At 68.1% G+C, this 26788-nt stretch carries 22 protein-coding genes; 12 read left to right on the forward strand and 10 right to left on the reverse strand.

Annotation, left to right across the window (positions count from 1 at the left end; translation table 11 throughout):
* The first annotated feature begins 42 nt into the window (after positions 1-42).
* The 5 genes from FVQ89_RS11605 to FVQ89_RS11625 all read left to right on the forward strand — a co-directional run bounded on the left by FVQ89_RS11605 (position 43) and on the right by FVQ89_RS11625 (position 9098).
* On the forward strand, positions 43-1380 hold the full coding sequence (locus tag FVQ89_RS11605) for a glutamine synthetase family protein (protein WP_147902092.1): 1338 nt from the start codon (positions 43-45) through the stop codon (positions 1378-1380).
* On the forward strand, positions 1377-4301 hold the full coding sequence (locus tag FVQ89_RS11610; RefSeq protein WP_147902448.1) for a bifunctional [glutamine synthetase] adenylyltransferase/[glutamine synthetase]-adenylyl-L-tyrosine phosphorylase: 2925 nt from the start codon (positions 1377-1379) through the stop codon (positions 4299-4301). Before FVQ89_RS11605 ends, FVQ89_RS11610 begins: the two co-directional genes overlap by 4 nt.
* Before the next feature lie 424 nt (positions 4302-4725).
* The gene (locus tag FVQ89_RS11615; protein WP_147902093.1) at positions 4726-6225 is read left to right on the forward strand and encodes a glycosyltransferase family 2 protein; all 1500 of its coding nucleotides are present in this window, start codon (positions 4726-4728) and stop codon (positions 6223-6225) included.
* Positions 6218-7660: a glycoside hydrolase family 26 protein gene (locus tag FVQ89_RS11620; protein ID WP_147902094.1), complete on the forward strand. Its 1443-nt coding sequence runs from the start codon at positions 6218-6220 to the stop codon at positions 7658-7660. Before FVQ89_RS11615 ends, FVQ89_RS11620 begins: the two co-directional genes overlap by 8 nt.
* 22 nt (positions 7661-7682) lie before the next feature.
* Complete coding sequence (locus FVQ89_RS11625; RefSeq protein ID WP_147902095.1) at positions 7683-9098, forward strand: UDP-glucose/GDP-mannose dehydrogenase family protein; 1416 nt, start codon at positions 7683-7685, stop codon at positions 9096-9098.
* A gap of 87 nt (positions 9099-9185) precedes the next feature.
* Here FVQ89_RS11625 and glnA read toward each other — a convergent pair whose 3' ends face one another.
* Positions 9186-10610, reverse strand: coding sequence for a type I glutamate--ammonia ligase (gene glnA, locus FVQ89_RS11630; RefSeq protein WP_147902449.1), 1425 nt, complete (start codon positions 10608-10610; stop codon positions 9186-9188).
* 144 nt (positions 10611-10754) lie between these two features.
* Here glnA and FVQ89_RS11635 point away from each other — a divergent pair, with 144 nt between their 5' ends.
* Positions 10755-11177: an RDD family protein gene (locus FVQ89_RS11635; protein WP_147902096.1), complete on the forward strand. Its 423-nt coding sequence runs from the start codon at positions 10755-10757 to the stop codon at positions 11175-11177.
* 30 nt (positions 11178-11207) lie between these two features.
* Here the strand turns inward: FVQ89_RS11635 and FVQ89_RS11640 are convergent, their stop codons facing one another.
* The 3 genes from FVQ89_RS11640 to lipB are packed head-to-tail and all read right to left on the reverse strand — an operon-like array spanning position 11208 to position 13575.
* Positions 11208-11909, reverse strand: coding sequence for a DUF4191 domain-containing protein (locus FVQ89_RS11640; RefSeq protein WP_147902097.1), 702 nt, complete (start codon positions 11907-11909; stop codon positions 11208-11210).
* Positions 11910-11929: 20 nt separating this feature from the next.
* Positions 11930-12919 (reverse strand): lipoyl synthase, encoded by a 990-nt coding sequence (gene lipA / locus FVQ89_RS11645; protein WP_147902098.1) that lies wholly within the window; start codon positions 12917-12919, stop codon positions 11930-11932.
* Positions 12916-13575 (reverse strand): lipoyl(octanoyl) transferase LipB, encoded by a 660-nt coding sequence (lipB, locus tag FVQ89_RS11650; RefSeq protein WP_147902099.1) that lies wholly within the window; start codon positions 13573-13575, stop codon positions 12916-12918. The genes lipA and lipB overlap by 4 nt, the downstream gene beginning before the upstream one ends.
* A gap of 216 nt (positions 13576-13791) precedes the next feature.
* Here lipB and FVQ89_RS11655 point away from each other — a divergent pair, with 216 nt between their 5' ends.
* Complete coding sequence (locus tag FVQ89_RS11655) at positions 13792-15027, forward strand: hypothetical protein (protein ID WP_147902100.1); 1236 nt, start codon at positions 13792-13794, stop codon at positions 15025-15027.
* Here the strand turns inward: FVQ89_RS11655 and sucB are convergent.
* The 3 genes from sucB to FVQ89_RS11670 all read right to left on the reverse strand — a co-directional run bounded on the left by sucB (position 15024) and on the right by FVQ89_RS11670 (position 19475).
* On the reverse strand, positions 15024-16454 hold the full coding sequence (gene sucB / locus FVQ89_RS11660; protein WP_147902101.1) for a 2-oxoglutarate dehydrogenase, E2 component, dihydrolipoamide succinyltransferase: 1431 nt from the start codon (positions 16452-16454) through the stop codon (positions 15024-15026). The two genes, FVQ89_RS11655 and sucB, sit on opposite strands and share 4 nt — an antisense overlap.
* 49 nt (positions 16455-16503) lie before the next feature.
* Positions 16504-17874, reverse strand: coding sequence for a dihydrolipoyl dehydrogenase (gene lpdA, locus FVQ89_RS11665; protein ID WP_147902102.1), 1371 nt, complete (start codon positions 17872-17874; stop codon positions 16504-16506).
* A 107-nt stretch (positions 17875-17981) separates the two neighbouring features.
* Positions 17982-19475: a leucyl aminopeptidase gene (locus tag FVQ89_RS11670; protein ID WP_147902103.1), complete on the reverse strand. Its 1494-nt coding sequence runs from the start codon at positions 19473-19475 to the stop codon at positions 17982-17984.
* Between the two features lie 102 nt (positions 19476-19577).
* Between FVQ89_RS11670 and FVQ89_RS11675 the strand changes: the two genes are divergently transcribed.
* From FVQ89_RS11675 to FVQ89_RS11690, 4 genes are all read left to right on the forward strand, one after another.
* Positions 19578-20492 (forward strand): proteasome assembly chaperone family protein, encoded by a 915-nt coding sequence (locus FVQ89_RS11675; protein WP_147902104.1) that lies wholly within the window; start codon positions 19578-19580, stop codon positions 20490-20492.
* A gap of 9 nt (positions 20493-20501) precedes the next feature.
* The gene (locus FVQ89_RS11680; protein WP_147902105.1) at positions 20502-21842 is read left to right on the forward strand and encodes a nitrate/nitrite transporter; all 1341 of its coding nucleotides are present in this window, start codon (positions 20502-20504) and stop codon (positions 21840-21842) included.
* Positions 21843-21974: 132 nt separating this feature from the next.
* Positions 21975-23381 (forward strand): RNA polymerase sigma factor, encoded by a 1407-nt coding sequence (locus FVQ89_RS11685; protein ID WP_147902106.1) that lies wholly within the window; start codon positions 21975-21977, stop codon positions 23379-23381.
* A 7-nt stretch (positions 23382-23388) separates the two neighbouring features.
* Positions 23389-24105: a coenzyme F420-0:L-glutamate ligase gene (locus tag FVQ89_RS11690; RefSeq protein WP_147902107.1), complete on the forward strand. Its 717-nt coding sequence runs from the start codon at positions 23389-23391 to the stop codon at positions 24103-24105.
* Between the two features lies 1 nt (position 24106).
* Here FVQ89_RS11690 and FVQ89_RS11695 read toward each other — a convergent pair whose 3' ends face one another.
* The 3 genes from FVQ89_RS11695 to FVQ89_RS11705 are packed head-to-tail and all read right to left on the reverse strand — an operon-like array spanning position 24107 to position 26092.
* Complete coding sequence (locus FVQ89_RS11695) at positions 24107-25174, reverse strand: alanine racemase (RefSeq protein WP_147902108.1); 1068 nt, start codon at positions 25172-25174, stop codon at positions 24107-24109.
* The gene (locus tag FVQ89_RS14730) at positions 25171-25839 is read right to left on the reverse strand and encodes an alanine racemase (protein WP_370454467.1); all 669 of its coding nucleotides are present in this window, start codon (positions 25837-25839) and stop codon (positions 25171-25173) included. The genes FVQ89_RS11695 and FVQ89_RS14730 overlap by 4 nt, the downstream gene beginning before the upstream one ends.
* A gap of 25 nt (positions 25840-25864) precedes the next feature.
* The gene (locus FVQ89_RS11705; protein ID WP_147902109.1) at positions 25865-26092 is read right to left on the reverse strand and encodes a hypothetical protein; all 228 of its coding nucleotides are present in this window, start codon (positions 26090-26092) and stop codon (positions 25865-25867) included.
* Positions 26093-26337: 245 nt separating this feature from the next.
* Here FVQ89_RS11705 and FVQ89_RS11710 point away from each other — a divergent pair, with 245 nt between their 5' ends.
* Positions 26338-26772 carry a CAP domain-containing protein gene (locus tag FVQ89_RS11710; protein WP_255513620.1) on the forward strand — a complete coding sequence of 145 codons (435 nt, stop codon included), beginning with the start codon at positions 26338-26340 and terminating at the stop codon, positions 26770-26772.
* Positions 26773-26788 lie beyond the last annotated feature (16 nt).

Raw genomic sequence — 26788 nt, forward strand, 5'->3', positions numbered from 1 at the left:
ATAGCCTAGGACGAGCGCGGATGCGTCGAGGAGGAGACCCGTATGGACAAGCAGCGAGACTTCGTTCTTCGCACCATCGAGGAGCGCGGAGTGAAGTTCGTGCGGCTGTGGTTCACGGACGTCGTGGGCACGCTGAAGTCCGTGGCCCTCGCTCCCGCCGAGGTCGAGGGTGCCTTCTCCGAAGGCGTCGGCATCGACGGCTCGGCCATCGAGGGACTGACGCGCGCGTCGGAGGCCGACGTGCTCGCGCATCCCGATCCCACCACGTTCCAGATTCTGCCCTGGCGGGGCGAGGTCGACCCGACCGCGCGCATGTTCTGCGACATCACGACCCCTGATGGTCAGCCGGCGGTCGCCGACCCGAGGAACGTGCTGAAGCGCACCCTCGCGAAGGCCGCCGATCGCGGGTTCACGTTCTACACGCATCCGGAGATCGAGTTCTACCTGCTGCAGTCGAGCAAGCTGAAGAACGGTCGGCCTGTGCCTGTCGACTCCGCGGGCTACTTCGACAACGTTCCCGGCGGGACCGCACACGACTTCCGGCGCCGAAGCGTGCGCATGCTGGAGGACCTCGGCATCTCGGTCGAGTTCAGCCATCACGAGGCCGGGCCGGGTCAGAACGAGATCGATCTGCGCTACGCGGACGCGCTCACGACTGCCGACAACATCATGACCTTCCGCACCGTCGTGAAGGAGGTCGCGATCGAGCAGGGCTCGTACGCGACGTTCATGCCGAAGCCGTTCTCGGAGCACCCCGGATCGGGCATGCACACGCACGTGTCGCTCTTCGAGGGCGACGCCAACGCCTTCTTCGACGCGGGCAACGAGTACCAGCTGTCGCAGATCGGTCGTCAGTTCGTCGCCGGACTGCTCCGCCACGCGCCGGAGATCACGGCGGTGACGAACCAGTTCGTGAACTCGTACAAGCGGCTCTGGGGCGGTGACGAGGCCCCGAGCTACGTCACCTGGGGGCACAACAACCGTTCCGCGCTCGTTCGTGTGCCGCTCTACAAGCCCGGCAAGGGGCAGAGCGCGCGTGTCGAGTACCGCGCCATCGACTCGGCGGCGAACCCGTACCTCAGCTTCTCGCTCATCCTCGCCGCCGGCCTCAAGGGCATCGAAGAGGGCTACGAGCTGCCCGCCGAGGCTGACGCCGATGTGTTCGACATGTCGGGTGCCGAGCGCCGCGCGCTCGGGTACGGCGCACTTCCGTCGAGCCTCGATCGCGCGCTGCTCATCATGGAGGAGAGCGAGCTCGTCGCCGAGACCCTCGGCGAGCAGGTGTTCAACTACGTCCTGCTCAACAAGCGGCGCGAGTGGGCGGGCTACCGCTCGCAGGTGACGCCGTTCGAGCTGGAAGCGAACCTGGAGGCGCTCTGACCCGCAGCGCGGTCACCCTGACGGAACTCGCCCGTCTGGGATTCATGGATCTGGGCGGCGCCGCCGAGGCCCTCCCCGAGGTGCCCGCTGACCTCGTCCCGTTGTTCTCGGGCGCGGCGGATCCGGATCAGGCGCTGCGGCTGCTGCTCGCGCTCCTGGAGCGCTCATCCGAGGTCCGATCGGAGCTGGACGATCCGCACGTCGCGCGCTGCCTCATCGCCGTGCTCGGAGCATCGGAGGGCCTCGGCGAGTTCCTCCTGCGGCACCCGGAAGAGGTCGGTGCCCTGCGCGACGCGCTGGATGGTCCCGAGTCCGCGAGCACCTACCGCGAGACACTCGCAGCGGCGGTCGACGGGGCGGAGGGCGAGCACGCACGCAATCGGCTGCGGATCGCGTACCGCCGCGAGCTCCTGCGACTCGCGTCGTGGGATCTCGACCACCCTCAACCTCTCGACATCGTGCCCCGGGTCGCCGCCGCGCTGGCCGACCTCGCGGCGGCGGCGCTCGACGCCGCCCTGATCGTGGCGCGACGCGCATCCCGGTTCCCCGCGGCAGAGGTCGACGCGACGCGTCTCGCGATCATCGGGATGGGCAAGGCCGGAGCGCGCGAGCTCAACTACGTGAGCGATGTCGACGTCATCTTCGTCGGTGCGGGCGACGGCGGGGAGCTCTCCGACGGCCGCGCGATCGAGATTGCGACTCGGCTCGCGATCGATACGATGCACGCGATCCACGACCTCGCGGTCGAGCCGCCGCTGTGGGAGGTCGACGCCAACCTGCGACCCGAGGGTAAGGATGGCGCACTCGTGCGCACTCTCGAGTCGCATCTCGCGTACTACGACCGGTGGGCGAAGGGCTGGGAGTTCCAGGCCCTCCTCAAGGCTCGGGCGATGGCGGGCGATCGAGAGCTGGGGGAGGGATTCGTCGCCGGCGTGGCCCCGAAGGTGTGGGCGGCATCCGGCCGGGAGGGATTTGTCGAGTCCGTCCAGCGGATGCGCGAACGCGTGATGGCGCACATCCCGTCCGACGAGGTCGACGTGCAGTTGAAGCTCGGCCCCGGGGGTCTGCGCGACGTCGAGTTCACGATCCAGCTCCTCCAGCTCGTCCACGGCCAAGCCGACGACGGCATCCATCAGCGGGGAACTCTCGAAGCCCTGGCGGCACTCGCCGATCGCGGATACATCGGCCGGGTGGAGGCCGCGGAATTCGGGCTCGACTACCGCTTCCTGCGGACGATCGAGCACCGGCTGCAGCTCGGGCGGTTGCGCCGAACGCACCTGATGCCGCGTGACGAGTCCGAGTTGAGGGTGCTCGCACGCAGCACGCGTATCTCGACGACCGCGGATGGCCTCGTCACGGCGTGGCGCGAGGTGCAGCAGAAGGTCCGGGGACTCCACGAGCGCCTGTTCTACCGGCCGCTGCTCTCGGCGGTCGCCGCTCTTCCGGAGGACGGCTACGCCCTGACGAGCGAGCAGGCCGAGGTGCGCCTCGCGGCGATCGGGTTCCAGGATCCGCGCGGCGCGCTCCACCACATCGCGGCGCTCACGGGTGGCGTCTCGCGTCGGGCGGCGATCCAGCGGACTCTCGTGCCGGTCATGCTGCAGTGGTTCGCCGATGGCGCCGACCCGGATCACGGACTGCTCGCGTTCCGCAGACTCTCCGACGATCTCGGCGAGGCCTACTGGTTCCTGCGGATGCTGCGCGACTCCTCGGGCGCCGCGTACCGACTCAGTCAGGTGCTCGCGGGCTCGCGTTACGTCGGAGGTCTGCTCGAGCTTCTGCCGGAGGCGGTCGCCTGGCTTGAAAGCGATGCCGATCTTCGCCCTCGCAGCATCGACGAGTTGCTCGCCGAGACGACGGCGACCGTCGCGCGACATGCCGACGACATCGAGCAGGCGGCGAAGGCGCTGCGTACCGCGCGCAGGCGGGAGGTGCTCCGGCTGTCGCTCGCGGGCATCGTGGGGGTCATCGGGATCGAGCAGCTGGGCCCCGCGCTGACCGCGGTCACCACCGCGATCCTCACCGGCGCGGTGACGCTCGCACGACTCGGTGACGACCCGGGCGACATCGAGTTCGGCGTGATCGCCATGGGGCGGTACGGGGGTGCCGAGCTCGGATTCGGCAGCGACGCGGACATCATGTACGTCTATCGTGCGGGCACGGCCCATCCGGAGGATGCTCAGCGTCGGGCGGAGCGGATCGTCCATGAGGTCAAGCGGCTCACCGAAGACCTCCGCCTGCCGTTCGACCTCGACCTGGGGCTGCGCCCCGAGGGCAAGAATGGCGCGGTTGTGCGTTCGCTCGACTCCTATCGGGCGTACTACGACCGATGGTCGCTCACGTGGGAGGCGCAGGCCCTGTTGCGCGCCCGCGGGGCGGTGGGCGACCCGGAGCTGCTGGCAGACTTCGAGGCGATGGCCGACGCTATCCGCTACCCGGAGCGGATCACCGCGGATGCCGTCCGTGAGGTGAAGCGCATCAAAGCGCGGGTGGAGTCGGAGCGGTTGCCGCAGGGGGCCGACCCCGCCCGCCACCTGAAGCTCGGGCGCGGGTCGCTCTCGGACGTGGAGTGGTTCGTTCAGCTCCTTCAGCTCGAGCATGCTCATCGGGTACCCGCGCTGCGGACCACGTCGACCTTGAGCGCGCTGGAGGCGGCGGTCGAGGCCGAGCTCGTCACCGCAGGGGACGGAACCCGACTGCGTGCCGCGTGGATCATCGCGTCCCGTGCGCGTTCTGCGCTCACCCTGTGGTCGGCCAAGACGACCGACGTCCTTCCCACCGAACGCCGTGCACTCGAGGGTGTTGCGCGGCTGCTGGAGTACCCGCCGCACTCGGCGACGCAGTTCGAAGAGGACTATCTGCGGACCACGCGCATCGCGCGACAGGTCTTCGAGAGGGGCTTCTACGGCGCTCGTGTCTGACCGCGACACGCCGATGGCGCGCGTGACGGCAGATTAATTTCCGCGCGACATTCTGCGCGGTTGTGCCTGTACCCCGAATGGGGGAGACAGCTCGGTCCACTCCGCGAGCATCCCCCGGACGGCGGAGCCGCATATGCCCGTTGCAGGCGGCGAGATATGGCTCCGGACCGGCCATTTTTCTTTCGCCGGCGGGAGTCCTCCGCGTGCCTCGGTCGGCCGACCTGATGTGTCGGCGCTTCGGCGGACACCCCGCGCTTCCCTAAATCTGAGCATCCTACGTCTATGAGAGCGCATGGGCTCAGCGCGTGCCGATGGGTCTTGCAGGCCCTCCGAAGGCTCTCCAGAATCGACCCATCCGATCAGTCAGGAAGTCCCCAGCGTCGCGGATGCACCACTTGGTGCGACACGAGGAGGGGGATCCCGGATGTTCATCTTTCTGCTGCAGCTGCGGCACATGGTGGAGGGCCACCCAGAGCTGTACCTGTTCGCCGTCTACTCGGCGCTCATCTGGGGCTTGTGGGTCCTGAAGGTCGTGATCTCGTGGCGGTATCGACCGTTCACGGGGCGGTTCCGGGGCACGACCAGCGTCGTCGTTCCGGTGGTCGACGAGCCGCTTGACCTCTTCCGTGACGTGATCGGACGCATGGTCGAGCAGCGCCCGGACGAGATCATCGTCGTCATCAACGGAGCCCCGAACCCGGGACTCGTGGAGGTGTGCGAAGAGTTCGCACCGCTGGTCCGCTGGGTGCATACACCGGTGCCGGGTAAGCGGAATGCGGTGAGGATCGGAACGGAACTGTCGACCGGCGACATCACGGTGCTCGTCGACTCCGACACGGTCTGGACGGACGGGACGCTCGCTGAACTCGTGAAGCCGTTCGCCGATCCGAGCATCGGGGGCGTGACCACACGGCAACGGATCCTGCAGCCCGAGCGCAGCTGGATCACCCGGTGGGCCGACTGGCTGGAGAACTCGCGCGCGCTGTACTCCATGCCGGCGCAGAGTGTCCTCGGCCAGGTGGGGTGCTTGCCGGGACGCACGATCGCATTCCGCCGCCACATCCTGATGCGGGTGATGCCCGACTTCATGACCCAGCGCTTCTTGGGGGTGTTCCTCGAGGTGTCCGACGACCGCACGCTGACGAACCTGACCCTGAAAGCCGGCTATCGGACGGTGTACCAATACACGAGCCTCGTCTACACGGACGCTCCACTGAAGGTGAAGAAGCTCTTCAAGCAGCAGCTTCGGTGGGCGCGCGGAAGCCAGTACAACACCCTCCGGATGCTCCCGTGGATGCTGGGGCACGCGCCGGTACTCGCGCTCTTCTTCGTGATGGACATCATCCTGCCGTTCCTGCTCTGGGGCGTCATCGCGGGATGGACCTACCGGGCGTTCACGGGTCAGGGCTACAACTTCTACGCGGGTTTCCTCGAGGAGTACGGTCTGCAGTCCGGCGTCATCTTCGTGGCGTGTCTCATGGTCGCCTCGTCGGTCATCAGCATGGCCATCCGCCAGCTGCGCCACCTCTCCGAGAAGCCGAGCGACTTCTTCCGCCTGCCCGCGTTCATCCTCGTCTCGACCTTCTTCCTCATGCCCGTCCGGCTCTTGGGATTCTTCCGCCTGGCGCACGCGAGCGGGTGGGGAACTCGTGACGGGGCATACGCCGGAGGAGACGCGCCCGTCGAGGGTTCGGCCCTGCCCGGGCCGCACGAGTCCTCCGCCGGAGAGATCCAGCCAGCGCCGATCGGCGCCGGGGGAACCGCGACGCTCACCCGGCCTGCGCCATCCGCGGTTCGCGCGACGGCGCTCCACGGGCTCGCCCCGACGCCTCGACCGCGACGGCGCAGGCTCAATCCGCTTGCCGCGATCCCGTATCTGATCGGAACTGCCGTGTTCGTCCTGGAGGCGATGCTCCTTGTCTAGTCTGACCGCAACCGGGTCCTGGTGGGCCGGCTCCCGAACGCGATCACGCGCGACCGCTGTCGCCGCCGGCGGACTGGTCGCCGTGCTCGCCGCACTGAGCGTGATCGTGTGGACCTCACCCGACATCTCGCCGGTCGAGCAGACCATCCGTGCAGCCGAGAACCTCGACAAGGCCGCGCGAGCGGCGGAAGAGCGCGAGCAGCTTCTGGCGCGCATCGACGCACTGGAAGCCGAAGTCGATGCCGCGACCGATGCGCAGTCGGTTGCCGAGGCGCAGTTGTCGACCGCTCATGACGACCTCGCGGACTCAGACGGTGCGCTCCAGGCGGCGCTTCGCGAGCTCGCGGTGCTGCAGCAGGTGCGCACTGCATCGTCGGAGGAGTCGTCCTCGAGCACGCCAGTGTCAAGTGGTGGCGCCGCTGCTCCCGTGGCCCCGGCGCCGACTCCTGTCACCGCGCCCTCTCGCGCGTCGCTCCTGAACCCCGACGCGATGTACTACGGGATGTACACCGAGCAGGCGCCCCACAACTGGGCGACGCTCGATGCGACATCGCTGAAGGCCGGAGGGCTGCCCTCCCTCGTCGGCTACTTCGGCGGATGGGATGAGGACTTCCGTTCCTCCGCGGTCACGCGGGCGTGGTCGCGCGGGATGCTGCCCATGCTCACCTGGGAGTCGCGGCCGATCGGCGCACAGAACGATGTGGTCGACGAGCCCGAGTACTCGCTGCCCAAGATCATCGACGGCGAGTTCGACAGCTATCTGCGCAAGTACGCACGCGACATCGTCGCCACCGGACTGTCTCTCGCGATCCGGCTCGATCACGAGATGAACGGCACCTGGTATCCGTGGTCCGAGACCCGGAGCGACGGCACCTCGATCAACGGCAACGGGCCGGGGGACTACGTGAAGATGTGGCAGCACGTGCATGACATCTTCGAAGCCGAGGGCGCGGGCGACCTGGTCATCTGGGTCTGGGCTCCGAACCGTATAGACCGCCTGCCCTCGTCGCTCAGTTCTCTCGAGCGGATGCAGAGTCTCTACCCGGGTGACGACTACGTCGACTGGATCGGCATGTCCGGTTACCTGCGACCGCCCTACGACGAGGGCAGCATCGGCTTCGATACGACCTTCGGGGCGACGCTCAGCCAGCTGCGTCAGGTGGCCGACAAGCCGATCATCCTCGCGGAGGTGGGAGCCTCCGAGATCGAGGGGCACAAGCCGGAATGGGTGACGAGCTTCTTCGAGGGGCTCGCCGATCCGGCGAACGACGACATCGTCGGCTTCGCCTGGTTCAGCCTCGCCATCACGACCTACGTGCAGGGGGAGCGGGCCACGAACGACTGGCGGATCGACTCGCGGGCGGATTCGCTCGCCGCGTTCCGCGAGGGCCTCGCGTCGCTCGGCGACGGGGTGCAGGTGCAGGACGTCGGCTGACGTCCGGAAGAAGGGGGACACCATGGACGAGATCATCGAGGGGATCAGCGACGAGTCGGAGCGCCCGCCGATCCGACCGCGGATCAGTGTGATCGGCACCGGATACCTGGGAGCCACTCATGCGGCGGCGATGGCGGAGCTCGGCTTCGACGTCGTGGGCGTGGACGCGGATCCTGCGAAGGTCGCGCTCCTGCAGGCCGGCCGCCTGCCGTTCAGTGAACCGGGGCTCGACGAGCTTGTGCAGACGCATCTCGCCTCGGGGCGCCTCCGGTTCACGACCGACCTCGCGGAGGCCGTGGCGGTGAGCGACATCCACTTCGTCTGCGTCGGCACGCCGCAGCAGTCCACGAGCCACGCCGCCGACCTGCGGTTCGTGGAGGGCGCGGTGGCGGGGATCGCGCGGGCTCTCAGCCACGACGGGATCGTGGTCGGCAAGTCGACCGTGCCCGTCGGCACCGCGGCACGCCTGCGCGAGCTGCTGGGGGCGCTCGCGCCGGAGGGCGTCTCCGCGGAGTTGATCTGGAATCCGGAGTTCCTTCGCGAGGGCAAGGCGGTCGACGACACCCTGCATCCCGACCGGGTGGTGATCGGCGGAGCGTCGGCCGAAGCGGAGGCCGTGATGCGCGAGGTCTACGCGCGCCCGATCTCCGAGGGGGCGCCGTTCCTCTCGGTCGATCTCCCGACGGCAGAGCTCGTGAAGGTGAGCGCGAACGCATTCCTCGCGACGAAGATCTCGTTCATCAACGCGATCGCGGAACTCTGCACGGCGGCGGGCGCCGACGTCGGTGTGCTCGCGGACGCGATCGGCGTCGACGCGAGAATCGGCAGGCGGTTCCTGGATGCGGGCCTCGGCTTCGGCGGAGGCTGCCTTCCGAAGGACATCCGGGCTCTCATGCACCGTGCCGGTGAGCTGGGCGCAGTGGATGTGGTCGGGCTGATGCAGCAGGTGGATGAGATCAACATGCGCCAGCGCCAGCGCGTCATCCAGCTCGCGATCGATGCGTGCGGCGGGTCGGTACTGAACGCGCGCATCGGGGTGCTCGGCGCTGCGTTCAAGCCGCTCACCGATGACGTGCGCGACTCTCCGGCGCTCAACGTCGCGGCAGCCCTGCACCTCCAGGGCGCTCAGGTGACCGTCTGCGACCCGGAGGCGACGGAACCCGGACGCCGCATGTTCCCGACGCTGACGTTCGCCGAGGATGCCACCGAGGCGGTCGCGGGTGCGCACGTCGTGCTGCTGCTCACCGAGTGGGAGCAGTTCCTCGGCCTCGACCCGGTGGATCTGGCCCGCCGTGTGCGGGCCCGGATCATCATCGACGCACGCAACAAGCTCGACACGGAGCTGTGGTCCGCCGCCGGGTGGACGGTCATCGGACTCGGCACCGGTGTGACGCCGGCGTCGGCCGACACGTCGCTCCTGCAGCTCGCGGGAGCCTAGCCCGCGACATCGATCCGCAACGCCAGGCGGGCCGCCTCCCGAAGGAGACGGCCCGCCTGTGTGTATGCGTAGATCAGACCGCGTGGATCAGACCCCGAAGTACAGCTCGTACTCGAAGGGGTGCGGACGCTGCGCGAAGGGGAGGAGCTCCTTCTCGCGCTTGTACGAGATCCAGGTCTCGACGAGGTCCTCGGTGAAGACGCCACCCTCGAGCAGGAAGTCGTGGTCCGCCTCGAGCGCCTTGAGCGCCTCGTCGAGCGAGCCCGGCAGCTGCGGGATGTTCTTGGCCTCCTCGGGCGGCAGCTCGTAGAGGTCCTTGTCGACCGGCTCGTGCGGCTCGATCTTGTTCTTGATCCCGTCGATGCCCGCCATCAGGATGGCCGCGAACGCGAGGTACGGGTTGCCCGACGAGTCGGGGGCCCGGAACTCGATGCGCTTGGCCTTCGGGTTGGTGCCCGTGATCGGGATGCGGATCGACGCCGAACGGTTACCGGCCGAGTAGACCAGGTTGACCGGAGCCTCGAAGCCCGGGATCAGACGGTGGTACGAGTTGACCGTCGGGTTGGTGAACGCGGCGACAGCAGCGGCGTGCTTGAGGATGCCGCCGATGTACCAACGCGCAACGTCCGACAGACCGCCGTAGCCCTGCTCGTCGTAGAACAGCGGCTTGCCGCCTTCCCACAGCGAGGAGTGCACGTGCATGCCCGAGCCGTTGTCGCCCATGAGCGGCTTCGGCATGAAGGTCGCCGTCTTGCCCCACTCGAGCGCGGTGTTCTTGACGATGTACTTGAACTTCAGGATGTCGTCCGCAGCGTGGACCATCGTGTCGAACTTGTAGTTGATCTCGTTCTGGCCGGCGGTTCCCACCTCGTGGTGCGAGCGCTCGACCTCGAGGCCCACATCGGTGAGCTTCAGGACGATGTCGTCACGCAGGTCGGCCATCTGGTCGACGGGAGTGACGGGGAAGTATCCGCCCTTGTACGGCGTCTTGTTGGAGAGGTTGCCCCCCTCTTCCACACGACCCGAGTTCCAGGCAGCCTCGGAGGAGTCGACCTCGTAGAAGCTCTTGTTCTGCTTCACCTCGAAACGCACGTCGTCGAAGATGAAGAACTCCGCCTCGGGTGCGAAGTAGGCGGTGTCGGCGATGCCGGTCGACTCGAGGTACTTCTCGGCCTTCTTGGCCACCTGACGCGGGTCGCGGGTGTAGATCTCGCCGTTGCGCGGGTTGTAGATGTCGAACACGATCACGAGCGTGCGCTCGGTGCGGAACGGGTCCACGAACGCGGTCGAGATGTCGGGGATGAGCTGCAGGTCGGACTCGTGAATCGACTGGAAGCCACGGATGGACGACCCGTCGAAGAGCTGCCCCACCGTGAAGAACTCCTCGTCGACGGTCGACGCGGGGATGTTGAAGTGCTGCTGGATACCCGGAAGGTCAGTGAAGCGGATGTCGAGGAACTTGACGTCCGTATCCTTGATGAACTTCAGGACTTCGGACGAGTCGCTGAACAGAGGCTTGGACATAGGGCATTTCTCCAAGGGCGTGGAACGTTGGTTGGCTGCGGGTGCAGCCGCTCCGAGGCTAGGCCGACGGCATTTCCCGACCATGACCGAATTGTTTCGGGCATGTTACGAGCGGCTCCCTAGAGTGGTCGAGTGAGCAGTGAATCCGGCGCCTCGTCCACCGGCGAGTGGCCGGGGGAGCGCCTGGGACTTCCCGAACAGGGGCCGCGGTCGATCGCCCGAGTCGGTCGGCGGATCGTCGCACTCGTGATCGACTGGGCTGTCGCCTACTTCTTGTCGTGGGCGTTGTTCCCCACACCCGAGGGAGCCGCGCCGTTCGTGACGCTCGGGATCTTCGCGCTCCTGCAGTACCTGTTCCTGCTGGTCGTGAACGGGGGACTCGGGCACCTCATCCTCGGTATCAGGCTCGTGCCGATCCGCGGTGGGTATCTGGGGCTTTGGCGTCCGCTCGTGCGCACCGTGCTGCTGTGCCTCGTGATCCCCGCCGTGATCTGGGATCGCGATCAGCGCGGCCTTCACGACAAGGCTGCGGGAACGGTCCTCGTTCGCATCTGAACGCAACGTGCCCGCGGGGCGACCGGAAGGTCAGCGCGGACGCGGAGCCCGCAGACGCTGGGGGTCGATCCCAGCCGGGATGCCGAAGCCCTTGGTCTTGCCGACCGACGTGAGGCGCTTGTCGACCTGGATGACCTCGGCCTTGGTGAGCTTGCGGGGGAACTTGCGCAGCGCCGTCGGGATGCGGTGCAGGGCGAGCGATTCCGCATCCGGCCCCACGTGCAGCTGGTGCACGGGCACGTTCGGCAGCAGGCGCGCGACGTTGGCCCGCTCCTTGTCGAGCATGGGCTGGGTGCGTGAGCGCGGGCCCTCACCGATGAGCACCACCCCGGGGCGGCCGATCGCACGGTAGACGGCGTCCTTGGTGCGCGGGCTGAAGGCGATCGGCTCCTCCGAGCCGATCCAGCTGCGACGCAGGCCATTCTTGAGCACGGCACCGACCGCGCCGGGCTGACCGCTGATCTGCGTGTAGGCGGCCCGCTCCGCACGGCGGCCGAGGATCACGAGGGCCAGCAGAAGTCCGCCGAGCACACCCGAGACGACCCACAGGATGATCCCGATGACGTTGCCCGGCGAGAAGATCACCGAGACGACGACCGCGACCGCGATCGGCAGGATGAACGCCAGGATGAGGTACCACGTGATGCCCGGGTCGGAGCGCCGGGTCATCTGGAAGACCTGCCACATCTGACGGATGCGGCCGGGCTCCTTCTCGGGGGTGCTGCGTGCCATGCCTTCCAGCCTACGGTGTGTCAGCCCACCGCTTGCGCGAAGCCCATTTCGCTGTCCGCGAGATGCCGCAGCTGCTCCGGCAGCTCCCGACCGTGCGCCGCCATCGATCGTGCCCACAGCCGCCCCGCGCGGTAACTGGACCGCACGAGCGGTCCGGCGAGGACCCCCAGGAAGCCGAGCGCCTCGGCCTCCTCCTTGATCTCGACGAACTCTTCCGGCCGCACCCAGCGGGCCACGGGGAGGTGACGGGCGCTCGGCCGCAGGTACTGGGTGACCGTGATGATGTCGCATCCCGCTGCACGGAGATCGCTCAGAGCCTGGCTGATCTCCGCGCGCTCTTCGCCCATTCCGAGGATCAGGTTCGACTTCGTGATGAGTCCCGCGTCGCGGGCGGCCGTGATGACGCCGAGCGAGCGGTCGTAGCGGAACGCGGGGCGGATCCGCTTGAAGATCCGCGGGACGGTTTCGACGTTGTGCGCGAAGACCTCGGGGCGCGAGTCGAACACCTCCGCGAGCAGGGTGAGATTCCCCGAGAAGTCGGTGGCGAGAATCTCGACGCCGGTGCCCGGGCTCGCCGCGTGGATGGCGCGGACGGTCTCGGCGTGCAGCCACGCCCCCTCGTCGGGCAGGTCGTCGCGGGCGACTCCCGTCACTGTCGCGTACCGCAGCCCCATCTGCACGACCGACTCGGCGACGCGACGCGGCTCGTCGGTGTCGTAATCGGCGGGGCGACCCGTGTCGATCTGGCAGAAGTCGCACCGACGCGTGCACTGCGAGCCGCCGATGAGGAAGGTCGCTTCGCGGTCCTCCCAGCACTCGTAGATGTTGGGGCAGCCGGCCTCCTGGCAGACCGTGTGCAGGTTCTCGGACGACACCAGCGAGCGAAGCGCCGTGTATTCGGGGCCCATCTTCGCAGTGGTTCGGATCCACGAGGGCTTGCGCTCGATCGGCGTCTCGGCGTTGCGGACCTCGAGGCGGAGCATCTTTCGCCCCTCCGGTGCCGCGGTCATGCGAGCACCTCCACGGGGGCGAGGCTCTCGGCCAGGAAGCTCTCGAACCTCTCGATCACGAGCGGCGCGACGTCGGAGGGCGTGACCTCCCGGCCGAGCTCGCGCGAGATCGTCGTGACACCCGCATCACGGATCCCGCACGCGATGATCGAGCGATAGGGCTCCAGGTCGTTGCTGCAGTTGAGGGCGAAGCCGTGCATGGTGACCCCGTCCGCGACCCGGATGCCGATGGCCGCGATCTTGTCGGCAGGAGCACCGGGGCGCTCGATCCAGACTCCGCTCCGGCCCTCGATCCGGACACCGCGGACGCCGACCGCCGAGAGCACATCGATCAGCATGCTCTCAAGGCGACGCACGTACGCCACGACATCAATCGGATCGGCGAGGCGCAGGATCGGGTATCCCACGAGTTGGCCGGGGCCGTGCCAGGTGATCTTGCCCCCTCGATCGACGTCGATCACGGGCGTGCCGTCGACGGGCCGTTCGTGCGGCTCCGTGCGCTTGCCTGCGGTGTAGACGGAGGGATGCTCCAGAAGGAGCACGGTATCGGGCGCCCGGCCGCTGGCGACCGCGGCGTGCACCGCACGCTGCTGTTCCAGGGCCGTCGAATACGACACGGAGTTGGCGCTTAGCCCCGTGACGACGTAGTCGACCACGCGATCAGCCTAGTCGGCTCCTCCCCGTGGCGCGTGACGCCCGATGCTTCCTCTCTTGCGTTCAAGAGGAGCTGATCGACCCGTGCGGGAGCCGATCATGCCGTTGTGACTTCTCTTGCTGACACTCTCCCCGCGGGGATCCGTCCTGTCCGGATGCTCGGCCGTGGCGCCCACGTCGATCGGCACCTCGTTCACGTCGGTGGAGAGGAGGGTTCGATGCCCGCAGTGCTCGTGCGCGCAACGAGCACGGAGGGTGTGGCGACAGTGCTCGGGGAGATGGCGGCCCTGGAACGGGCGGCGGGCGCGGGTGTTGTGAAGATCATCGATGTCATCGATGACGGAGCGAGACCGGCCCTGCTCATCGAGCACGTTCGCGGAGTCGGCCTCGGAACGCTCATGGGGTTGCGGGATCGGTGGACCGCGGGAGAGGCGGTCGGGGTACTCGGGCCTCTCGCGGGCGCCGTCGCCCGGATGCACAGGGCGGGCGTCGCGTGCGGAGGTCTCCGCGGCAGCGAGGTGCTGCTGAGCGATGGAGGACCCGTGATCGTGGACATGGCGCGGGCCGATTTGATCACTGCGGGCCTGCCCGAAGTCGAACTGGCGCGTGTGGAGTCGGTCGGGGCGGACCGCGATGCCCTTCGAGCCGTATCGCTCGACGTGCTGGCGCGGGTCTCCGGCGGGCGAGCAGCTGCGGCCTCAGCACTCGCCGAGTCCGTGATGGCTGTCGATCCCTGGCGGCTCTGCGCTGCTCTGGAAAGTGGACTCTCCGAGCTCGCCGCCCCGATGCGAATCGTGGAGCCGGCTCCTTCGCGGGACACCGACACGTCCGACGCGGCGACGCCGCGTCCGGCGCCGGGGGATGATGCCCTGAACCGCCCGAGGGCTCTGGTTCGGCGCCTCTGGGCGGTGCTTGCGATCGACCGACTGCGCGACATCGTCCCACGCATTGCACCGCGACGGCGTCGCCTCGTCGTCGGGGGTGCGGCGGCAGTGGCCGTCGCCGCCTTCCTCATGTCGGTGCTTCCGGATCCGGAGTCGCGGGTGGAGCCGGGGTTCGATCCGCCTGCGACGCCCGGCGGCGAGCACCCGGCGGCCGTCGCAGAAGGCGATCTGGAGAGTCCGGATCCTGTGATGGACGAGGATCCGATCGTCGCCGCTGTGGCGCTGCTCGACCAGCGGGAGGAGTGCTTCCGCGAGCTCTCGATGCTGTGTCTGGAGACGGTCGACCAGGCGGGTTCAGCGGCGCTTGGCGCAGATCGTGCGGCGATCAGCGGCATGATCGCGGGGGATGAGTCGAGTGCGATCCCACGGCCCGCCGGTGAGGTGCGGGTGGTGGAGCGGCTCGGTGACGCCGCTCTGCTCGCTTTCGGGCCGGAGACGGCCCCGGCCTCGCTCCTGCTGATGAGGAGCGAGGCCGGGTGGCGGATCCGCGACTGGGTCGCGGAGCCTTAGATGCCGAGCGAGCCGCGGAAGTCGCCCGCCTCGAGTCGCGCCTTGATGGCGCCGAGGAAGCGAGCCGCGTCGGCTCCGTCGATGATCCGGTGGTCGTACGAGAGCGCGAGGTACACCGTCGAGCGGATGGCGATCGCGTCGGAACCGCTGTCGCTCACGACCACGGGCTTCTTCGCGACGACGCCGGTGCCCAGGATCGCGACCTGAGGCAGGAACACGACAGGCGTGTCGAACAGCGCGCCGCGCGAGCCGGTGTTCGTGAGCGTGAACGTGCCACCCGCGAGCTCATCGGGCTTCAGGCGGTTGTCGCGCGTGCGCTCTGCGAGATCGGCGATCTGTGCCGCGAGGCCCGCGATGTCGAGGTCGCCCGCATTGCGGATCACCGGAGTGAGCAGACCCCGCTCAGTGTCGACTGCGATCGAGATGTTCTCGGTCTCGGGATAGACGATGTTGTCGCCGTCCACGGTCGAATTGATGATCGGGAACGCACGAAGCGCCTCGGCCGCGGCAAGGGCGAAGAACGGCATGAACGAGAGCTTGTTGCCCGTCTTCGCCAGGAAGTCGCCCTTCACCTCGTCGCGCAAGGCGGCGATACGCGTGACGTCTGCCTCGACCACGGTCGTGAGCTGTGCGGTGGAGTTCATGGACACCACGGCGCGCTCGGCGACCACCTTGCGCAGGCGAGTCATCGGCTGAGTGGTACCGCGCAGCGGCGAGACCTCGAGAGCCGGAGCCGCGGGGGCCGCAGCGGCGGGCGCGGCGGACGAACCCGCGTCGGCGGCGGCCAGCACGTCCTGCTTGCGGATTCGACCGCCGACGCCGGTGCCGGTGAGCTCGTCGAGCGCGATGCCCTTTTCGTTGGCGAGCTTGCGGACGATGGGCGTGACGTACCCGGCGTGCGACGACGGGGCGGCAGCCTCGGTGACCGCCGCTGCGGGAGCGGGCTCCGGCGCAGCAGCGGGCTCCGGCGCAGGCGCAACAGCAGGCTCAGGTTCGGGCGCAGCTGTATCGGCGGCGGGAGCAGCTGGTTCAGGCTCGGGCGCAGGGGCGACCTCAGCCTCGGGCTCCGAAGCGGCCGGCGCGGGCTCAGGCTGCGGTTCTGGCTCGGGAGCCGGAGCCTCCGGCTCGGCAGGTGCTTCGGGGGCTGGCTCCTCGGCGGGCGCGGCGGGTGCCGCATCTCCACCACCGGTGCCGTCGCCGATCCGCACGAGCGGCGCGCCGACCTCGACGGTCTCGTCTTCGGCGACGAGGATCTCCTCCACGACGCCCGCGATGGGCGACGGGATCTCAGTGTCGACCTTGTCGGTGGAAACCTCGAGCAGAGGCTCGTCGACCTCCACGCGGTCGCCGACCTTCTTCAGCCAGCGGGTCACCGTACCTTCCGTGACGCTCTCGCCAAGCGCCGGAAGGCTTACGGATTCGCTCATCGGTGATGCTCCTTATTCAGCCGTGTCGTTCTAGCTTATGCCGCTGCGATCAGACGTGGAGGGACTTGCCCGCGAGAGCCAGGAAGGTCTCGCCGAGGGCCTCGTTCTGAGTCGGGTGCGCGTGGATGTAGGGCGCGATGTCCTCGGGGTAGGCCTCCCAATCGACGACAAGCTGCGCTTCACCGATCAGCTCGCCCACGCGCGCGCCGATCATGTGCACGCCGACCACGGGGCCGTCCTTCACTCGGACGGCCTTCACGATGCCGGCGGTTCCGATGATGTGGCTCTTGCCGTTGCCCGCGAGGTTGTACTCGAAGGCGGTCACGTTGTCGGCCCCGTACTGCTCTACGGCCTTCGCTTCGGTAAGACCGACAGAGGCGACCTCGGGGTCGGAGTAGGTCACCTTCGGGATGTTGACGTCCTCGACGCGGATGGGGTCGAGCCCCGCGAGGACCTCGGCGACGAAGATTCCCTGCTGGAAGCCGCGGTGCGCGAGCTGCAGGCCCGGGACGATGTCGCCGACCGCGTAGACGCCCGGCACGGTGGTCTGGAGCTTGTCGTCGACGACGACGAAGCCGCGGTCGAGCTGAACGCCGACCTCTTCGTATCCGATGTTGGCCGTCAGCGGGCCGCGGCCCACCGCGACGAGCAGGATGTCGGCCTCGACGGTCTCACCGTTCTCGAGGGTGACCACAACACCGGACTCGTTCTGCGTCACGCCCGAGAAGCGAACTCCGAGCTTGTAGTCGATCCCGCGACGGCGGAACGCGCGCTCGAAGTGCTTGGAGATCGTCTCGTCCTCGTTGGGAACCAGGTGGGGGAGTGCCTCGATGATGGTCACGTCCGCACCCCAGCTCTTCCAGACACTGGAGAACTCGACGCCGATGACACCGCCGCCGAGGACGGCGACCTTCTTCGGCACGAAGTCGAGCGAGAGCGCCTGCTCGGAGGTGATGACTCGACCGCCGATCTCGAGACCGGGCAGCGTCCGCGAGTACGAGCCGGTCGCGAGGATGACGTTGGTTCCCGTGATCGTCTGGTCGCCGACCTGGACGGTCGTGGGGGAGGTCAGTCGGCCGGCGCCCTCGATGGTGGTGATGCCGCGCCCCTTGAGGTGCGCCTGAAGGCCCTTGTACTTGCCCGACACGATGCCCTCGCGGTACGCCGTGACCGCGGCGATGTCGACGCCGGTGAACTCGGCGGTCACGCCGTACTTCGCGGCGTCGCGGGTCGCGTCGGCGATCTCGGCCGAGTGGAGCAGCGCCTTCGTCGGGATGCAACCGACGTGGAGGCAGGTGCCTCCGACCTTGTCCTTCTCGATGAGGGCCACGGACTTGCCGAGCTGGGCGTATCGGAGGGCGGCGGCGTATCCGCCGCTTCCCGCTCCCAGGACGACGAGGTCGAAGTTCTGCTCGGACACCGGAGAAACTCCCTTGCGCTTCACGTGTCGGAACCCCGCGAGATCGGTGGTGTCGCGAGGAGGGGAAGATGGGGCAAGATTTGTTCTTTGCCGCCCCGACGACCCTACTACGCGGTCGCGAGTTCCGCGGCCAGAGCGACGAGCGTCCGGACCGCGACACCGGTGGGTCCGCGACCGACGCCGCCATAGGGCGAGCCTGAATTGAAGGCGGGTCCCGCGATGTCCAGATGAGCCCATCCTGTCCGCGCTCCGGGGCCGTCGCCGCCCGCGGTGCCGACGAATCCTCGAAGGAAGTGGCCCGCCACGAGCATGCCGCCGGCGGTGTGGCCCGGCTTCGCGTTCGCGATGTCCGCGACGTCGCTGTCGAGCACGCTCCGCAGCTCGGGCGGCAGGGGCATCGGCCACATCGGTTCGTCGGCTCGGGATGCAGCGGCGAGCACCGCCTGCACGGCCTCGTCATCGCCCATGACGGCGGTGGTGCGGTCGCCCATCGCCACCCGAGCGGCGCCTGTCAACGTCGCGACGTCCACGAGGAGATCGGGACGCTCGGCGGCGGCGGACGCCAGGCCGTCGGCGAGCACGAGCCGACCCTCGGCATCCGTGTTCGTCACTTCGACGGTCGTGCCGTTCCACATGTGCAGGACGTCGCCGGGGCGGATCGCGGTGCCGGACGGCATGTTCTCGGCGAGGCACAGCCAGGCGGTGATCTGCACGTCGAGCCGCTGTCGCGCCGCGGCGAGCAGCACGGCCAGAGCCGTCGCGGCGCCCGTCATGTCGTACTTCATGGTGGGCATGGAGGCGGGAGGCTTGAGCGAGAGCCCGCCTGAATCGAAGGTGATGCCCTTGCCGACGAGTGCGAGGTGTTGGCGTGCGTTCCCCGGGGTGTATCGAGCGACGAGAAGTCGCGGGGGTCGCGCGGACCCGGAACCCACTCCGAGGATGCCCCCGTAGCCGCCGTCGGCGAGAGCCGTCTCGTCCAGCTCCTCGAAGGTGATCGGCAGCTCGCGTGCGAGCGAGCGTGCGCGCTCGACGAAGGTCGCCGGGTAGAGGTCGGACGCGGGCTCGTTCACGAGATTCCGGACGGCGTGCATCGCCTCGCAGGTCGCGGTCGCTCGTTCGGCGATTCCCGTGATCTCGAGAGGACCCGATACGTGCAGCACGATCTCCTCCGGCGGACGCTTCGTGTCGGCACTGCCCGTCTTGTAGGCCAGATACGCGTAGGCCCCGCTACCCGCTGCCTCGAGGACCGCCTCGGCCTGCTCCGCATCATCGACAGGGAGGAAGAGCGCCAGGCGCTGGATGCCTGCGGACTGACGGGCGGCCGCACCCGCCGCGCGTCGGAGAGAATCCCTCCTCACCTCGGGGCCGACTCCGATGAGCGCCACCGGCACGGCCAGCCCGTCGACCGCGGGCAGACGCCGGTACTCGTCCGCGGCACCCGTCACGCCGAGTTGACCGAGCATGCCCTGCAACTCGGAGAAGGCTCCCGCGGGAGCGAGCAGTGTCGGCCCATCGTCTCCGCGAGCGACGCCCAGGACGAGCACGTCGGCATCGATGTCGGAGAGAGGGTCGGTCGTGATGCGGAGCGCGGGAGCAGACATGAGGTCAGGCTATCCGCGACGGGCGGCGTTGTTCGCTGTGAGCGCCATGCGGCACACCCCCGGTCTCCGGCAGCGTCCAGCGGCGGCTCGTAGACTCGCTGCATGCGAGATCCCGGTGCCCTGTACGAGCTGGTGGGCGATTCCGATGATGTGCCCGCGGGCCTGCATCTCGTCGCCGGGCTCACGGGATTCACGGATTCCGGTTCTGCGGTCTCGCAGCTGATCGACTATCTCGGCGAGACCATCGAGACACGCGACATCGCTGTGTTCGAGAACGACGCGCTGCTCGATTACCGGGCGCGCCGACCGTCGATGTATTTCGATGGTGATCACCTTTCCGAGTACCGTCCCGCGCGCCTCGTGCTGCAGCTCGCGCACGACGAGCTGCACCGACCGTTCCTGCTGTTGACGGGCTACGAACCCGACTTCCAGTGGGAGGCGTTCACTCAGGCGGTCGTGGACCTCGTCGACCGCTTCCAGGTCGCCGACACGACGTGGATCCACTCCATCCCGATGCCGACACCGCACACACGACCGATCGGCGTGACGGTGAGCGGCAACCGGACGGACCTCACCGACGCCTACTCGATCTGGCGCCCTCGCACCCAGGTGCCTGGGAACGCGCTGCATCTCGTGGAGTACCGACTGCAACAGAAGGGCCATCTGACAGCGGGGTTCGTCCTGCTGATCCCGCACTACCTGGCCGACACGGAGTATCCGGCTGCCGCCGTGGCCGCTCTCGAGAGCATCAGCGCGGCCACGGGTCTCATCTTCCCGACGGACGACCTCCGCGAGCAGAGCAGGGAGTTCATGCAGAAGGTGGAGGAGCAGGTCGGAGGCAACGCCGAGCTCGAGCGCCTCGTGGCGACGCTGGAGGCGCGGCACGACAGCTACATGGAGGAGAACCCCATTCCGTCGCCCCTCGTCGACGAGTCCGGGGAGCTGCCCAACGCCGAGACGATCGCGGCGGAGCTGGAGCGTTTCCTCGCGTCACGGCGTGAGGATCCGCGCGCGTAGCCTGGGAGCGTGAACTCCGCGAAGTCCTGGATCGTCTTCGCGGGCGCCTCGCTCGCCTATCTCGTGGCGGTGGTGCAGCGCACCTCGTTCGGGGTGGCGAGCGTCGAGGCGACCGACCGCTTCGCGGTCAACGCCGCAGCGATCTCGATGGTCGCTGTGGTCCAGATCGTCGTGTACGCGGCCCTGCAGATCCCGGTCGGAGTGCTCGCGGACCGGGTCGGCCCGTCGCTGCTCATCCTCGTTGGAGCGATCGTCATCGCGGGAGGCCAGGTGATGCTCGCGTTCGCGGGCGGAGTCGGCTGGGCGATCGTCGCGCGGATCCTTGTCGGCGCGGGTGACGCCGCGACGTTCGTGAGCGTCATCCGGCTGCTCCCGGGATGGTTCAGGGGCCCGATCGTCCCGCAGCTATCGCAATGGGTCGGGATGACGGGTCAGCTCGGGCAGGTCGTGTCCACCGTGCCGTTCGCGCTGCTCCTCCACTCTGTGGGATGGACGCCCGCGTTCCTCGTCGCGGCGATCGGCTCGGGTGTGGCCGCGCTCGTGGCGGCGGTGGCCATCCGCAATGGCGCGCGGCTCACGACGACCGCAGAACTGATCGTGATCGATCCCGCCGAGATGGGGCTGCGTGCAAGTCTCGGACGCGCTGGGACGCGCCTGGGTTTCTGGGCTCACCTGCTCGGTGGCACGACGCCCGCGATGCTCGGGATCCTCTGGGGATACCCCTTCCTGACAGCAGGGCTCGGATACGAACCCGCACTGGCCTCGGTGATCTTCTCGCTGATGGTCGTCGGAACGCTCGTGTCGGGTCCGATTGTCGGACTCGTGGTGTCGCGGGTGCCGACGCGGCGCAGCGATCTCGTGCTGGGCATCACGTGGACGATGGTCGCGATCTGGACGGCCGTCCTGCTCTGGCCGTCGGCGCCGCCGGTGCCGCTCGTCATGCTGCTGTTCGTCGCGGTGGGAGTCTGCAGTCCGGCCTCGCTGATCGGTCTCGACGTCGCGCGCACGCTCAACCCCCACCATGCCCATGGCTCGGCGACGGGTGTTGCGAATTCGGGCGGTTTCGTCGGCGGGTTCCTGGGCATGTTGATCGTCGGAGTCGTGCTCGACCTCGTCGACGAATTGCGCGTCGCAGGGGGAGCGCCCTCGCAGCTCTACAGCCTCGACGGCTTCCGCGTCGCATTCTTCGCGAGCTTCCTCATCTTCGTCGTGGGGACCGTCGGTGTGGTCTGGACCCGCACGCACACCCGGCGCCGTCTTCTCGAGGAGGAGGGAATACAGATAGCCCCTCTGTGGGTTGTACTGTTCCGTGCGCGCGGCCGGAGACGTCGTCCGGATGTGCGACAATGAAGGACGAAGACCCGGTCGGGTCTCCGCGCCAGTGATTCCCACTCACCCCCGTGAGCAGGAAGGAGCGCGGGGGACTTGACACGGGTCTACGTACTGCCCAGACGTACGTTTCCACCCGAGAAAGGGGTCAGCATGGCCACCGCCTCGAAGTCCGCGACGAGCGCCACCCCGGAGGGCGCCACCAAGACCCGTGCGAAGACTGCGGCCGGCGCCAAGTCGGCCGGTACCAAGTCGTCGGCATCAGAGAAGCCCGCATCAGAGAAGACGGCCGCCGCGACCAAGACGCCTGCGAAGACGAAGGCGTCGAGCCGTTCCGCCGCGAAGAAGCCGACCTCGAAGGCTGGCCCTGCGACTGCCTCCGACGATGAGGAGGTCGACGAGGAGCTCGAAGCGGAGCCCGCGGAGATCGCCGAAGACGAGGACAGCGACGACCAGAGCGATTCGGACGACACGGACGCAGACGACGAGTCGCCGTCGGACGAGAAGGAAGACGACGACAAGGACGACGACAAGGACGACTCCGGTCCGATCACTATCACCGAGCCGCTGCCGACGGGCGCTCTTCGCCTGTCGATGGCTGAGGACGACGACGAGGTCCCGGTCTACTCCGCGACGATCACCGGTGCCACCGCCGACCCCGTCAAGGACTACCTGAAGCAGATCGGTAAGGTCGCGCTGCTCAACGCTGAGCAGGAGGTCGAGCTCGCGATGCGCATCGAGGCCGGCCTGTTCGCCGAAGAGAAGCTGTCGCAGATGTCGGACACCGAGAAGCGCTCTCAGCTGGGGCGTGAGCTTGCCTGGGTCGCTCGGGACGGCCAGCGCGCCAAGAGCCACCTGCTCGGTGCGAACCTGCGTCTCGTGGTTTCGTTGGCGAAGCGCTACACGGGTCGCGGTATGCAGTTCCTCGACCTGATCCAGGAAGGCAACCTCGGTCTGATCCGTGCGGTCGAGAAGTTCGACTACACCAAGGGCTTCAAGTTCTCGACGTACGCGACGTGGTGGATCCGCCAGGCGATCACGCGAGCCATGGCCGACCAGGCACGCACGATCCGTATCCCGGTTCACATGGTCGAGGTCATCAACAAGCTCGCGCGCGTCCAGCGGCAGATGCTGCAGGATCTGGGCCGCGAGCCCACTCCGGAAGAGCTCTCGCGCGAGCTCGACATGACCCCCGAGAAGGTCATCGAGGTGCAGAAGTACGGCCGCGAGCCGATCTCGCTGCACACGCCTCTCGGAGAGGACGGCGACAGCGAGTTCGGTGACCTGATCGAGGACACCGAGGCGGTCGTGCCGGCGGACGCGGTCGGGTTCACGATGCTGCAGAAGCAGCTCGAATCGCTCCTGGACTCGCTGTCCGAGCGCGAGGCGGGCGTGATCCGTATGCGCTTCGGACTGGGCGACGGCATGCCGAAGACGCTCGATCAGATCGGCGACACGTTCGGTGTCACGCGCGAGCGCATCCGTCAGATCGAGTCGAAGACGATGGCGAAGCTGCGTCACCCGTCGCGGTCGCAGTCGCTCCGCGACTACCTGGAGTAAGAACCGGATGGCCCACCGCCCCTATCAGGAGCGCAACCGCCCGCGCGTCGTCGAGATCGACGGCGTCTCGTTCGAGCGCATTCCGATCAAGACGCACGTCGTTCTTCCTGGCGAGCCGCTGGAGCCGGTGGTCGAGACCTACGGGCTCGAGCACCTGCGCGACGGCGATTGGTTCTTCATGACCGAGAAGATGGTGGCCGCCTCCCAGGGGCGCGCATACCCCGTCTCGGAGGTCGCGGCGCGTCCGTTGGCGACGTGGCTGTCGAAGCACGTGGTGAAGACTCCGTGGGGTGTCGGCCTCGGCATCCCGGAGACGATGGAGATGGCGATCCGCGAAGTCGGGACGCCTCGGATCCTCGTCGCTGCCGCGGTCTCGGTCGTCTCGAAGCTGTTCGGCCGCACCGGCGACTTCTACCGTGTGGCGGGAAAGAAGGCCCGGGGAATCGACGGCCCGGGCTACCCCACGATTCCTCCCTACGACGAGATGGTCGTGCTGACGGCGGCGGAGCCGTATCGCGTGAGCGAGCGCATTCGCGAGCTTCTCGCCGGTCACGGGCTCGACGTGCAGGTGCTGCTCGTCGACATCAACGACCTCGGCGGGAACATCCTCGGATCCACGGTGAGTGCCGACGACGAGAAGCTCGCGGTCCGCGTGCTGAAGGACAATCCGATCGGTCAAGGGCACGAATCCACGCCGCTCGGCGTCATCCGCCGCGTCGGCTGACTCAGCCCGTGTAGTGCCGGGGGAGTCGGCGCGACGATCGGGCGAGGATCTCGTCGCCGATCGTTGCGGCCCAGTGCGCCCAGTCCTCCACGGACGGTGCGCCGGCGTGCGGGCCGTACACGACGGCCTCGTCGCCCAGCGCGACGGTCGTGCCTTCGGGGATCCGGACGCGGAGAGTGTCGAGTCCGACCTCGAGCACTGCGGCGCGTGACCCTGCGAGCAAGATCTCCGCGCCACGCCCACTCGCACCCAGCACGGACGGGGGGATGCCGTCCGCTGACCCCACCTCGAGCACCGCGACGTCGCCGTCGACGCCGATGACATCGGCGAACATACTGAGCGTGCCGCGCATGCCGAGGCCTGGCGCATCGACATCGTCGAACGGCGAGACACCATATGCGGCGATCCCGAAGCGAACGAGGTCGAGTCGCGCCTCCGGGAAGCGGATGCCCGCGGAACTCGCCGCGAGATGCAGGACCGGGCGACGTTCACCCTCGAGCGGCACGCCCATCTCCCCAGCGATGTCGACGGCAGCCCGGAAGCGGTCGAGAGCGGCTCGGTCATCGGCGGGCGACGCATCCGCGAGGTGCGACCAGATCCCCGCGATGCGCACGCGCCCGTGACGTTCCAGATCCAGTGCGGCGCCGACGAGCGCCGGCCAATCCTTCGGGTCGGCGCCGTTGCGGTGAAGCCCGGTGTCGATCTTCAGATGTACCTCAGCCGCACGCTCCGCACCTGCAGTTGCGATCCGTTCGAGTTCGCGGAGGGACGACACACCGAGGTCGACGCGGGAATCGATGGCGGGCCGAAACTCGGTGTCCGCTCCGTGCAGCCAGGCGAACAGCGGCACCTCGATTCCTGCGTCGCGCACGGCCAGGGCTGCCGGGACATCCAGGACGGCGAGCGAGTCGGCTCCCGCATCGAGACCCGCACGTGCCACGGGCAGAAGCCCATGACCGTAGGCGTCCGCCTTCACGGCGAACATCGTCCGGGCGGGCGCCGCGAGCGCCGCGAGAGCACTCACGTTCTCCCGGATGGCGTCGAGGTGTACGACGATCCGCGACGTCATGCGGCCTCCCGCGAGACGCGTTCGGCGATACCCGAGGTGAGGGCAGGGGCCGAGCGCTCGGTCCACGCGCCCCATTCGAGCGCGGAGGGCGCTCCACGGGTGGTGTCGCCGAATACCGTGACCTCGTCGCCGACCGTCACCTCTGCGTCGTGACAGTCGAGGACGAACTGATCCATCGCGATCCGGCCGACGAGCGGATGTCTGTGCCCGCCGATGAACGCCTCTCCGCGGTTGGACGCGAGGCGGGGCACGCCGTCTGCGTATCCGAGACCGACGAGTGCGAGTGTCGTCTCCGAGGCCGTGCGATACGTGTAGCCGTAGGAGACACCCTCGCCGCCGTTGACCCGCCGAACGGCGATGACCTCACCGACGAGTGTCATCAGAGGGCTGAAGCCCTCGCGGAGCCCGTAGGTCGCCTCTCCCCACTGGGGGTCGACCGCGATACTGCGGTCGCTGAGGACCTCGCGGAAACCCCACTCTCGGGACCGCGCGGCTGCAGCCTCGTCACTCACGACAATGCTCGTGACACCATGCGCGAGAGCGATGGGCGCGACGAGCGCGAGGCCGTGACCGTAGGCGTCGGCACGGCCGTCGAGAAACGGTGGATCGAGCCGGTCGAGATTCTGGATCAGAGCATCGAGATCGATGCGTGCCAGGCGGAGCAAGCCGGATCGCGCCGCCGACGGTCGTTCACTCAGCGACAGGCTCCTGGAGCCGGCTGGACTCGTCGTGCCAGTCGAGGGCGGTCTCGATGAGCTTCGGCTTGTACTCCGTGCCGTGGTGCGCGCAGAACAGCAGCTCGCCCGAGGCCAGGGTCACACGGACGTAGGCCTGGGCTCCACACATGTCGCACCGGTCGAGGGCACTGAGCGCGGGACGCTCCAGCTCGACGGTGCCATCACTCGCGATCTGGGACATGGGTCCTGCTCCTTCCCTCGGGTGCGGTTGCGGTGCGTTGGTCCATGTAAGCACGAGCGGTGCGGAGATTCTGGATGTGGCGGGGTATTTCGCCCGTGGCGTAGCTGTGCTGACGCCGTGCAGAACCTGGGAAGGCTTGGATGCTGGCGCGGGAATACGTAGTCTCGCTCGTCATGGGGGAAATCAACTTGACTACATCTGTGCGCCCGAATCGTCGTCAACGACGCACACTGGCATCCGTGGCCATGGCGGCCGTTCTCGTTTCCACGGTCGTGGCCGGAGGTCCGGCGGTGGCCGCGTCAGAGACTCGAGCGGCCAGTGGATCGGTGGTCAAGGTGGTGAAGGCGGGCAAGCTCTTGTCCATCACGAACACGCAGCGAGTCGCGCGGGGGCTGAAGCCGCTGAAGGACAGCCCGGCGCTCACACGCGCCGCGTGCGCCTGGGCGCAGAAGCTCGCCGCGAAGCGAACCCTCAAGCACAGCACGAACGTCACGTCCTATCGCCTCTGGGGTGAGAACGTCGCGTACGGCTACTCGACGTCGGCGTCGGTGACGAACGCCTGGATGAAGTCGCCCGGGCACCGTGCGAACATCCTCGAGCCTCGCTACACACGCATGGGGGCGTGCTGGGCGAAGTCCTCGAACGGAACAGTTCACTGGGTTCAGCAGTTCGGCGGCTGAGCGTCACTGCGGTGGC

Origin of the sequence: Homoserinibacter sp. GY 40078 (assembly GCF_008017545.1) — a bacterium.
Taxonomy (GTDB): domain Bacteria; phylum Actinomycetota; class Actinomycetes; order Actinomycetales; family Microbacteriaceae; genus Homoserinibacter.